Origin of the sequence: Streptomyces sp. NPDC058375, from assembly GCF_042723425.1 — a bacterium.
Classification (GTDB): domain Bacteria; phylum Actinomycetota; class Actinomycetes; order Streptomycetales; family Streptomycetaceae; genus Streptomyces; species Streptomyces durocortorensis.
Genome location: NZ_JBHXJG010000034.1, coordinates 33,003 through 42,664 on the forward strand (window position 1 = coordinate 33,003; position 9,662 = coordinate 42,664).

At 69.2% G+C, this 9,662-nt stretch carries 8 protein-coding genes; 5 read left to right on the top strand and 3 right to left on the bottom strand.

Annotated features, from left to right (window positions below; all coding sequences use genetic code 11):
* Positions 1–30: 30 nt before the first annotated feature.
* Complete coding sequence (locus ACFWM7_RS08750) at positions 31–1,239, bottom strand: alpha/beta hydrolase (RefSeq protein ID WP_383256840.1); 1,209 nt, start codon at positions 1,237–1,239, stop codon at positions 31–33.
* Between the two features lie 177 nt (positions 1,240–1,416).
* On the bottom strand, positions 1,417–2,073 hold the full coding sequence (locus tag ACFWM7_RS08755; RefSeq protein WP_383256843.1) for a TetR/AcrR family transcriptional regulator: 657 nt from the start codon (positions 2,071–2,073) through the stop codon (positions 1,417–1,419).
* A gap of 250 nt (positions 2,074–2,323) precedes the next feature.
* Between ACFWM7_RS08755 and ACFWM7_RS08760 the strand changes: the two genes are divergently transcribed.
* Both ACFWM7_RS08760 and ACFWM7_RS08765 read left to right on the top strand, forming a co-directional pair.
* Complete coding sequence (locus ACFWM7_RS08760; protein WP_383256860.1) at positions 2,324–3,820, top strand: MFS transporter; 1,497 nt, start codon at positions 2,324–2,326, stop codon at positions 3,818–3,820.
* A gap of 197 nt (positions 3,821–4,017) precedes the next feature.
* Positions 4,018–4,437 carry a peptidase inhibitor family I36 protein gene (locus tag ACFWM7_RS08765; protein ID WP_383256845.1) on the top strand — a complete coding sequence of 140 codons (420 nt, stop codon included), beginning with the start codon at positions 4,018–4,020 and terminating at the stop codon, positions 4,435–4,437.
* Between the two features lie 86 nt (positions 4,438–4,523).
* Here the strand turns inward: ACFWM7_RS08765 and aceE are convergent, their stop codons facing one another.
* Positions 4,524–7,256 (bottom strand): pyruvate dehydrogenase (acetyl-transferring), homodimeric type, encoded by a 2,733-nt coding sequence (aceE, locus tag ACFWM7_RS08770; RefSeq protein ID WP_383256848.1) that lies wholly within the window; start codon positions 7,254–7,256, stop codon positions 4,524–4,526.
* Between the two features lie 519 nt (positions 7,257–7,775).
* On the opposite strand from aceE, the gene ACFWM7_RS08775 reads away from it, so the two are divergent.
* From ACFWM7_RS08775 to ACFWM7_RS08785, 3 genes are all read left to right on the top strand, one after another.
* Positions 7,776–8,213, top strand: coding sequence for a DUF3052 domain-containing protein (locus ACFWM7_RS08775; RefSeq protein WP_205084770.1), 438 nt, complete (start codon positions 7,776–7,778; stop codon positions 8,211–8,213).
* A 202-nt stretch (positions 8,214–8,415) separates the two neighbouring features.
* The gene (locus ACFWM7_RS08780) at positions 8,416–8,874 is read left to right on the top strand and encodes a peroxiredoxin (protein ID WP_205084771.1); all 459 of its coding nucleotides are present in this window, start codon (positions 8,416–8,418) and stop codon (positions 8,872–8,874) included.
* A gap of 138 nt (positions 8,875–9,012) precedes the next feature.
* Positions 9,013–9,588 carry a TerD family protein gene (locus ACFWM7_RS08785; RefSeq protein ID WP_010057498.1) on the top strand — a complete coding sequence of 192 codons (576 nt, stop codon included), beginning with the start codon at positions 9,013–9,015 and terminating at the stop codon, positions 9,586–9,588.
* The last annotated feature ends 74 nt before the right edge of the window (positions 9,589–9,662 follow it).

Below are 9,662 nucleotides of genomic sequence, written 5' to 3' on the forward strand. Positions count from 1 at the left end.
TAATCCGCCCGACACGCGCCTCTACGCGCGTCAGCTCTCCCGGTCGCCGGAAATACCGCTGTGGCACGTGCTGTCGGCGCTCGCGCAGCTGACCGATCCGTACGCTCCGACGCCGATCGCGGCGAAGTTGTCGAGGCTCTCGGTGCCCGGTTCGAAGTAGCCGCTGTGCCCGGCGGCGCCGGCCGCCGAGACGATCCGCGCGCCGAACGACGGGTCGACCGGGTCGGCCCCGTGACCGATCCCGCCGAACTCCATGTGCGGTACGTCCCCGATCCAGTCGTCCCCGTCCCGCGTCGCCCAGATCCGGGCGCCGGTCTCCAGCTGTCCGGCGTTGGCGGCCCGCATACCGGGGCTGCCCGCGACCGCGATGTCGGCGACCCGGTCGGGGGCCCGGTGCGCGGCCACCCCGCACACCACGGAGCCGTAGCTGTGGCAGAACAGCGAGACCTTCGAGCCGCCGGGTAGCGCGCCGACCATCGCGTTCAGCCGGACCGCGCCGTCCGCCGCGAGCCCGCCCAGCGCCGCGTCCATGCCGAGACCGGCCGGGGCGGTGTAGTCGGCCCAGGCGATGACTGCCGTACGGGTGCCCGGGGAGGCCGAGCGCTCCGCCCCGTACAGCGACTTGGCCATGCCGACGGGGGCCGCGTACTGGCGTTTGTTGCGCTCCAGGGTCAGCAGATGGGTGTCGACGCCCGGGACGACGACGGAGACCCGGGCGGCCCGGTCGAGATTGCCGAACACCTCGGCCGCACGGCCCTTCCCGGACGGATCGAAGGCCAGGATCTGGCGCTCACCCCCGAGCATCGACCGGAACCGTTCGAGGCGGGCCCTCGCCTCACCGCGCCCGTCCGGCGAGAGCCTCTCGTCGTGCGCGCGCACCTGTTCCTCGGCCGCGGCCTGTCTGAGGGCCACCCGGTTGGCGTGGTAGCGCAGCGTGACCGGCGCGCCGTTCAGATTCCCCACCACGGACGGGTACTTGCCCGCGAGCGCGACCTGCTGTCCCGAGCTGAGGGTGGCGAAGAAGTGGGCCATCCGGTAAGCGGGAGCGCCCACCTCCGGCAGCGAGTGGCCCGCTATCCGGTCCCGCGCCCAGGAGGCGAGAGCCAGCTCGCGCTCCCCGTTGACGTGCTGATCCCGGATGGCGCTCCAGCCCGTCGTCGCCAGCATCACGAACACGACCGCTACGGCGAGCAGCGCGCGCCACACGGTCAACGTGGGGGAGGTGTCGAAGGAAGTCACTGCGCCACACCCTAGGAGACGCACGCCGACGACCGTGATTCGGGTGAGCTACATCACCCGTCTGCGGAGGATTGACCCCGGATTCTTCACGGAGGGTCACGGCCGTCCCGTGGTCACGCGACGGCTTCTGCCGCTCCGTGCCCGCGCCGCTACCGCCGCTGCCGTCCCGCGCCCGCGCTACTGCTCCTGACGCCAGTCGCGGGCGAGGGCCGGGACGAGCTGGTCGAGGTACTCCTCGGTCAGATCGCGCAGCGCCTCCACGCTCGGATCGACCCCCTGCCCCCACAGCTGGCCGGTCACCCGCATCACCCCGGAGAACGCGGCGACGGCCACCCGCGGCCGGGGATCCCGCTCCACGTCCAGCCCCTCGCGCTCCGCGATCAGCAGGGCGATCTGGTTCTCCAGGGCGATGCCGCGCCGCATGTGGGCGGCGAGCAGGGAGGGGGTCGACTCGATCATCTGGTAGGTCCGCATATGGAGGTCGACGGTGATGACCTCCTCGATCGCCTCGCCGATGCTGTTCCACGCGCACAGCACCGCCCGGCGCATGGCCTCGAAGGGCGCTTCGGCGGCGGGGCGCCGGCGCAGCTCCTCGATGAAGCGGGATTCGACCACCTCCTGCACGGCGAAGGTGACCTCCTCCTTGCTCGCGAAGTAGCGGAAGAAGGTGCGCTGGGAGACCTCCACGGCGTCGACGATCTCGTCGACGGTGGTGCGTTCGTACCCCTGGGTGGTGAACAATTCGAGGGCGGCGCGCAACAAGGCGTCCCGGGTGCGCTGTTTCTTGCGTTCACGCAGTCCGGCGCGGGGCTCGACTGTCTGCCCGTCGGTCACGTACCGGTCCCTCTTTTCCCGTGTTTGTCCAGCTCAGCATACCTGTGCGCTACGTGTGAGCTACGTGACAGTTACTGACTTGTGAATTGGTTTGTCAACTGTCAGCGGCTGTCACTAGTCTCCCCGTATGACTAGTCAGACCACCGTCGAGAAGGCGCCGCGGGAGCCCGAAGACAACGCAGGACCCGCCCCGGTCAAGGGGCTTCGCGGCCACCCCTGGCTGACCCTCTTCGCCGTCGCCATCGGCGTGATGATGGTCGCCCTCGACGGCACCATCGTCGCCATCGCGAACCCCGCGATCCAACGCGACCTCGGCGCCTCGCTCGCCGACGTCCAGTGGATCACCAACGGCTATCTGCTCGCCCTCGCCGTCGCCCTGATCACCGCGGGCAAGCTGGGCGACCGCTTCGGCCACCGTCAGACCTTCCTCATCGGCATCGCGGGCTTCGCCCTCGCCTCCGGTGCGATCGGTCTCTCCAGCGAGATCTCGCTGGTCATCCTCTTCCGGGTGCTCCAGGGCCTCTTCGGCGCCCTGCTCATGCCGGCCGCGCTCGGCCTGCTGCGCGCCACCTTCCCCGCCGAGAAGCTGAACATGGCGATCGGCATCTGGGGCATGGTCATCGGAGCGTCCACCGCGGGCGGTCCGATCGTCGGCGGTCTGCTCGTCGAGCACGTCAGCTGGCAGTCGGTCTTCTTCATCAACGTGCCGGTCGGCATCGTGGCGCTCGTCTTCGGCCTGGTGATCCTCAAGGACCACCGCGCCGCCAACGCGCCGCGCTCCTTCGACATCCCCGGCATCGTGCTGCTCTCGGGCGCGATGTTCGCCCTCATCTGGGGCATCATCAAGGCCGGTGAGTCCTGGGGCTGGGGCGACGGGCGGACCTGGGCCTGGCTGGCCGCCGCCATCGCGCTCTTCATCACCTTCGGCCTCTGGGAGACCCGGGTCAAGGAGCCCCTCGTTCCGCTGGGGATGTTCCGCTCCGTCCCGTTGACGGCCGGTGTCGTCCTCATGATGCTGATGGCCTTCGCCTTCATGGGCGGCCTCTTCTTCGTGACGTTCTTCCTCCAGGGCGTCCATGGCCTCAGCCCGGTCGACAGCGGTCTGCACCTGCTGCCGCTGACCGCCATGATGATCGTCTCCTCGCCGGTCGCCGGCCTGCTGATCACCAAGTTCGGCCCGCGCGTCCCGCTGGTCGGCGGCATGGTCTGCACGGCCACCGCGATGTTCGGCATGACCACGCTCAGCGAGTCCACCGGCACCTTCGCGATGTCCCTCTGGTTCGCCCTGCTCGGCTGCGGGCTCGCCCCGGTCATGGTCGGCGCCACCGAGGTCATCGTCGGCAACGCGCCCATGGAGCTGTCCGGCGTGGCAGGTGGCCTCCAGCAGGCCGCCATGCAGGTCGGCGGCGCGCTCGGCACCGCCGTTCTCGGCGCGGTCATGTCCTCCAAGGTCAGCGCCGAGTTCGCGGACAACTGGGCGGGCGCGGGACTGCCCGGCGCCCCCGACCCGAAGCTGGAGGAGGCCGCCGAGTTCGGCATGGTCCCGGCCGACGCGCTCGCCAAGGCCCCCGGCATGACGCCGGACGTCATCGACCGCATCGGCGGGGTCATCCACGACACCTTCATGTCCGGGATGGGCCTGGCCTTCACGGTCGCGGGCGTCGTCGCGGTCGTCGCCGCCTTCGTCGCCACCCTCACCAAGCGCGGCGAGAACGCCGAGGCGGGTGCCGGAGTCGGCCACATCTGACGCCGGCGCGACACCGGTCGCCGACGGCGCAGTTCGTCAACACAGCGCAGGTCACAGCCCCGCCGAATCCTTTCGGCGGGGCTGTCGCCTATCAGGGTGGAACACCCCCGCCACGCCTTCCGCGCACCGCGCTCGGTGACTCAGAGTGATCGGCGGAAGCATGCACAGCACCGACCGACCACGGGGGTTGATCCACCATGCGCACGAACCTCACGCGCACGAATCTCACGCGTACGGCCGTTCTCGCGGCCGCCCTGGCCACCGCCGCACTCGTTCCCCAGGCCATGGCCCACGACCGGGCGGCAGCGGCGCCCGAGCGGCCCCCGGGCGTCAGCCTCGGCGCCTGTGAGGCGGGCAGGCTCTGCCTCTGGAAGAAGCCCGACTTCACCGGGGCCCGCCACACCTTCGAGCTCTCCGACACCGACATCGAGAGCTGCGTCCCGCTGCCGAAGGGCGGTGACGCCCAGTCCCTCGCCAACCGCACCGGCCGGCCCGTCACGACCTACCAGTCCGCCGAGTGCGCGGAGACGGGGGAGTTCGAGACGTACCCCGGCGGGGGCACCTGGACGCCCCGGTCGCCGTACCAGGTACGCGCCTTCAAGATCTGGGAGAACTGAGGCCGCCTGCCCCGGACACGCGAAGGGGCGGCGACGCGCCCGCGTCACCGCCCCTTCACAGCGTCTCCCGCTACAGCGTTTCCCGCTTACGCGTCGCCGCCCGCCGCGCCCGGGTCGGCCGCGGCCACGTCCAGGAGCTCGTAGCGGTCGACAGCCGTCTTCAGGGCCGACCGGTCGATCTTGCCCTCCTTGGCGAGCTCGGTCAGCACCGCCAGCACGATCGACTGCGCGTCGATGTGGAAGAACCGGCGGGCCGCGCCCCGGGTGTCCGCGAATCCGAAGCCGTCCGCGCCCAGCGACTGGTACGCGCCCGGCACCCAGCGCGCGATCTGGTCCGGCACCGAACGCATCCAGTCCGAGACCGCCACGAACGGGCCCTGGGCCCCTTCGAGCTTCTTGGTCACGTACGGGACGCGCTGCTCCTCCTCCGGGTGCAGGAGGTTGTAGCGCTCCACGTCCACCGCCTCGCGGCGCAGCTCGTTCCAGGAGGTCGCCGACCAGACGTCCGCCTTGACGTTCCACTCGTCCGCGAGGATCTTCTGCGCCTCCAGGGCCCAGGGGACCGCCACACCCGACGCCATGATCTGGGCCGGGATCTCGCCCTTCTCGCCGGGGCCGAAGCGGTGGATGCCCTTGAGGATGCCCTCGACGTCCACGTTCTCGGGCTCGGCCGGGTGCTGGATCGGCTCGTTGTAGACGGTGAGGTAGTAGAAGACGTCCTCGTTGGCCTCGCCGTACATCCGGCGCAGCCCGTCCTTCATGATGTGCGCGATCTCGAACCCGTACGCCGGGTCGTACGCGACACAGCCCGGGTTCGTCGACGCGAGCAGCTGCGAGTGGCCGTCCGCGTGCTGGAGGCCCTCGCCCGTCAGCGTGGTGCGCCCGGCCGTCGCGCCCAGCACGAAGCCGCGCGCGAGCTGGTCGGCCATCTGCCAGAACTGGTCACCGGTGCGCTGGAACCCGAACATCGAGTAGAAGACGTACACCGGGATCAGCGGCTCGCCGTGCGTCGCGTACGCCGAACCGGCGGCGATCAGCGAGGCCGTACAGCCCGCCTCGGAGATGCCGTCGTGCAGCATCTGACCCGTCGGCGACTCCTTGTACGCGAGCAGCAGATCGCGGTCGACCGCCTCGTACTGCTGACCGAGCGGGTTGTAGATCTTCGCACTCGGGAAGAACGCGTCCATGCCGAAGGTGCGGTACTCATCAGGGGCGATCAGCACGAAACGCTTGCCGATCTCCTTGTCCCGCATGAGGTCCTTCAGTACGCGGACGAACGCCATGGTGGTGGCGATCGACTGCGAGCCCGACCCCTTCTTCGCGGCCGCGTACGTCTTGTCCTCGGGCTGCGGCAGCGGCTTCGCCCGCACGACCCGGGTCGGGACGTAACCGCCCAGACCCTGGCGGCGGTCGTGCATGTACTGGATCTCCTCCGAGTCGCGGCCCGGGTGGTAGTAGGGCGGGTAGCCCTCGTCCAGCTGCTTGTCCGTGATCGGGATGTGCAGGCGGTCCCGGAAGCGCTTGAGGTCCTCGACCGTGAGCTTCTTCATCTGGTGGGTCGCGTTGCGGCCCTCGAAGTTCGGCCCCAGCGTCCAGCCCTTGACCGTCTGCGCCAGGATGACCGTCGGCTGCCCCTTGTGCGCCTTGGCCGCCGCGTAGGCCGCGTAGACCTTGCGGTGGTCGTGACCGCCGCGGCCCAGGTGCAGGATCTGCTGGTCGGTCATGTCCTTGACCATGTCCCGCAGCCGCGGGTCGTCGCCGAAGAAGTGCTCGCGGATGTACGAGCCGGTCTCCGTGGCGTACGTCTGGAACTGGCCGTCCGGCGTGGTGTTCAGCTTGTTGACCAGGATGCCCGTGCGGTCCTGCGCCAGCAGCGGATCCCAGGAACGGTCCCAGACCAGCTTGATGACGTTCCAGCCGGCGCCCCGGAACTGCGACTCCAGCTCCTGGATGATCTTGCCGTTGCCGCGCACCGGGCCGTCGAGGCGCTGGAGGTTGCAGTTGACCACGAAGGTCAGGTTGTCCAGCCCCTCGCGGGCCGCGATGGACAGCTGGCCCAGCGACTCCGGCTCGTCCATCTCGCCGTCGCCCAGATAGGCCCAGACGTGCGACTTGGAGGTGTCGGCGATCCCGCGCGCCTCCATGTAGCGGTTCATCCGCGCCTGGTAGATCGCGCCGAGCGGGCCGAGGCCCATCGAGACGGTCGGAAACTCCCAGAAGTCCGGCATCAGCCGCGGGTGCGGGTAGCTGGACAGACCGTTCGGGGCCTTCGACTTCTCCTGGCGGAACGCGTCGAGCTGCGCCTCGCTCAGCCGGTCCAGCAGGAACGCGCGGGCGTAGATCCCCGGCGACGCGTGCCCCTGGAAGAAGATCTGGTCGCCGCCGTCGCCCTGGTCCTTGCCCCGGAAGAAGTGGTTGAAGCCCACGTCGTACAGCGAGGCGGAGGACGCGAAGGTGGCGATGTGGCCGCCGACGCCGATCCCGGGGCGCTGGGCCCGCGAGACCATCACGGCGGCGTTCCAGCGGGTCGCGTTGAGGACCTTGCGCTCGATCTCCTCGTCGCCGGGGAAGAACGGCTCGTCCTTCGTGGCGATCGTGTTCACGTAGTCCGTGCTGCGCATCTCCGGCACCGCGACGCGCTTCTCCCGCGCGCGCTCGATGAGCCGGAGCATCAGATAGCGGGCCCGCTCACGGCCGCGCTCGTCGACGGCGGCGTCGAGGGAGTCGAGCCATTCCCGGGTTTCCTCAGGATCAAAATCCGGGACCTGGCTCGGAAGGCCGCCAATGATGATCGGGTTGCGATCGGATCCGGAAGCCACACTGTTCCTTCGCTGTTCGATGGTGCTCTACGGGGCCTGTTACGGGGGACGTACCCCCCGAACGACGCTGTCAACTCTGTGCGCCAACTCTGCGTGCGCCGCTTCCATCGTGCTACCGCGAGGGCCCGAACGTCATCTCTACCGGGGGGTAACCCGGAGGTTCGGAAAACTCGTCCACGGGGCACGAGTGTGGGCAGTACACGGCTGGGTACGGGCAAACCGCAACCTTACGCCCAAGGCGTCCAAGCGTTCCCAAAGGCTGTTCGACTCCTATTGGCGGATCGAAACCGCATAAGCTGAGGAAGGACGTAAACGGATGGAGCGACCTCGGGGAGGCCCCTGGAAGCCGCCGGAGAGACATGCCGGAACTTGCGGCGACGTGGCAGGGAACGTCACCGTATAGGCGGTCTCGCACACTGGGTACTTGCGCGATTCGCCGGGCCCGTGTGGACTACGGCCTACGCCCCGCGCACGCGCGTGGCTGCAGCATTTTCCGAAGACATGATCAGGAGGCAACCCGTGAGCGCGACCGCGGACCACGCGGAGGAGCGGACCAACCCGGCAGCACGCCTGGGGTTCGAGCCCGGACAAGTGGTCCAGGAGATCGGCTACGACGAAGACGTCGAGCTGGAGCTCCGTGAGGGCATTGAGGCCACTACCGGCCAGGAACTCGTCGACGAGGATTACGACGACGTCGCAGACGTCGTCCTGCTCTGGTTCCGCGACGAGGACGGCGACCTTACGGACGCGCTGGTGGATGCCATTGGTCTGATCGAGGACGGCGGTACGGTCTGGCTGATGACGCCGAAGACCGGCCGTGACGGATACGTCGAACCGAGCGACATCAATGAGGCTGCCCAGACAGCCGGTCTCGCCCAGACCAAGAGCATCAGCGCGGGCAAGGACTGGACGGGCAGCCGTCTGGTCACCCCCAAGGGGGCCAAGGCCAAGCGCTGAACCACGTTTCGCACCACCCGAGGCCCTCACGGGAGCACACCGCGCCCGTGAGGGCCTTCGTACGCCCGCGACCCGGCCTCGTATGCCCGCGACCGGCGTCCACGGCCCCTCCGGGGCCGGCCCGCGGCTCCTGCGTAGGGTGGGTGTCACCCGGACGGACCCGGCCCGGGATGCGGAGAAGCGGCGAAGGGATGCGTGTTCCATGACGATCGAGGTCGGCAGCCAGGCCCCGGACTTCCAGCTCAAGGACAACCACGGCCGGACCGTGCGGCTGTCGGAGTTCCGCGGTGAGAAGAACGTGGTGCTGGTGTTCTACCCGTTCGCCTTCACCGGCGTCTGCACCGGCGAGCTGTGCGCGCTCCGCGACGAGCTGCCCCGCTTCGAGAACGAGGGCACCCAGCTCCTCGCCGTCTCCAACGACTCCATCCACACCCTGCGCGTCTTCGCCGAGCAGGAGGGCCTGGAGTACCCGCTGCTGTCCGACTTCTGGCCGCACGGGGAGACCTCGCGGGCGTACGGCGTCTTCGACGAGGACAAGGGCTGCGCGGTGCGCGGCACCTTCGTGATCGACAAGGCGGGTACCGTCCGCTGGAGCGTCGTCAACGGCCTCCCGGACGCGCGCGACCTGAACGACTACGTCAAGGCGCTCGAAGCGCTCTGAGACGATCTCCTGGCGACGCCCGGTCAAAAGCCTGTTTTGGCCGGGAACCGGTCACTAGGATCCAATCGTTGATCCGATGCCAACGAACGACGGGGACGCTGGTGTCTGCCGGCCCCTGAGAAAACTACTGGAGGACTCGTGGGAGTCAGCCTCAGCAAGGGCGGCAACGTCTCGCTGACCAAGGCCGCGCCCAACCTGACCGCGGTCATCGTCGGTCTGGGCTGGGACGCCCGCACCACCACCGGTGGTGACTTCGACCTCGACGCCAGCGCGCTGCTGGCGAACGCCGAGGGCAAGGTCGCCGCCGACGGCAATTTCGTCTTTTTCAACAACCTGAAGAGCCCCGACGGCTCCGTCGAGCACACCGGTGACAACACCACCGGTGAGGGCGAGGGCGACGACGAGGTCATCAAGGTGAACCTCGCCGGTGTCCCCGCCGACGTCGACAAGATCGTCTTCCCGGTCTCGATCTACGAGGCCGAGAGCCGTCAGCAGAGCTTCGGCCAGGTCCGTAACGCGTACATCCGCGTGGTCAACCAGGCCGACAACAGCGAGCTCGCCCGCTACGACCTGAGCGAGGACGCCTCGACGGAGACCGCGATGGTCTTCGGCGAGCTCTACCGCAACGGCGCCGAGTGGAAGTTCCGCGCCATCGGCCAGGGGTACGCCTCCGGTCTGCGCGGCATCGCCCAGGACTTCGGCGTCAACGTCTGACGTTCTGGCGCCAGGGGGCGCGCCCGGCCGGTTCCGACTCGCCGGGCGCCCTCCCACCGGGCGCTTTCGACGCC

Excerpts from the sequence above, each read along its gene's own strand:
- ACFWM7_RS08760 (WP_383256860.1), top strand. The coding sequence starts at position 2,324 with ATGATGGTCGCCCTCGACGGCACCATCGTCGCCATCGCGAACCCCGCG.
- ACFWM7_RS08765 (WP_383256845.1), top strand. The coding sequence starts at position 4,018 with ATGCGCACGAACCTCACGCGCACGAATCTCACGCGTACGGCCGTTCTC.
- ACFWM7_RS08780 (WP_205084771.1), top strand. The coding sequence starts at position 8,416 with ATGACGATCGAGGTCGGCAGCCAGGCCCCGGACTTCCAGCTCAAGGAC.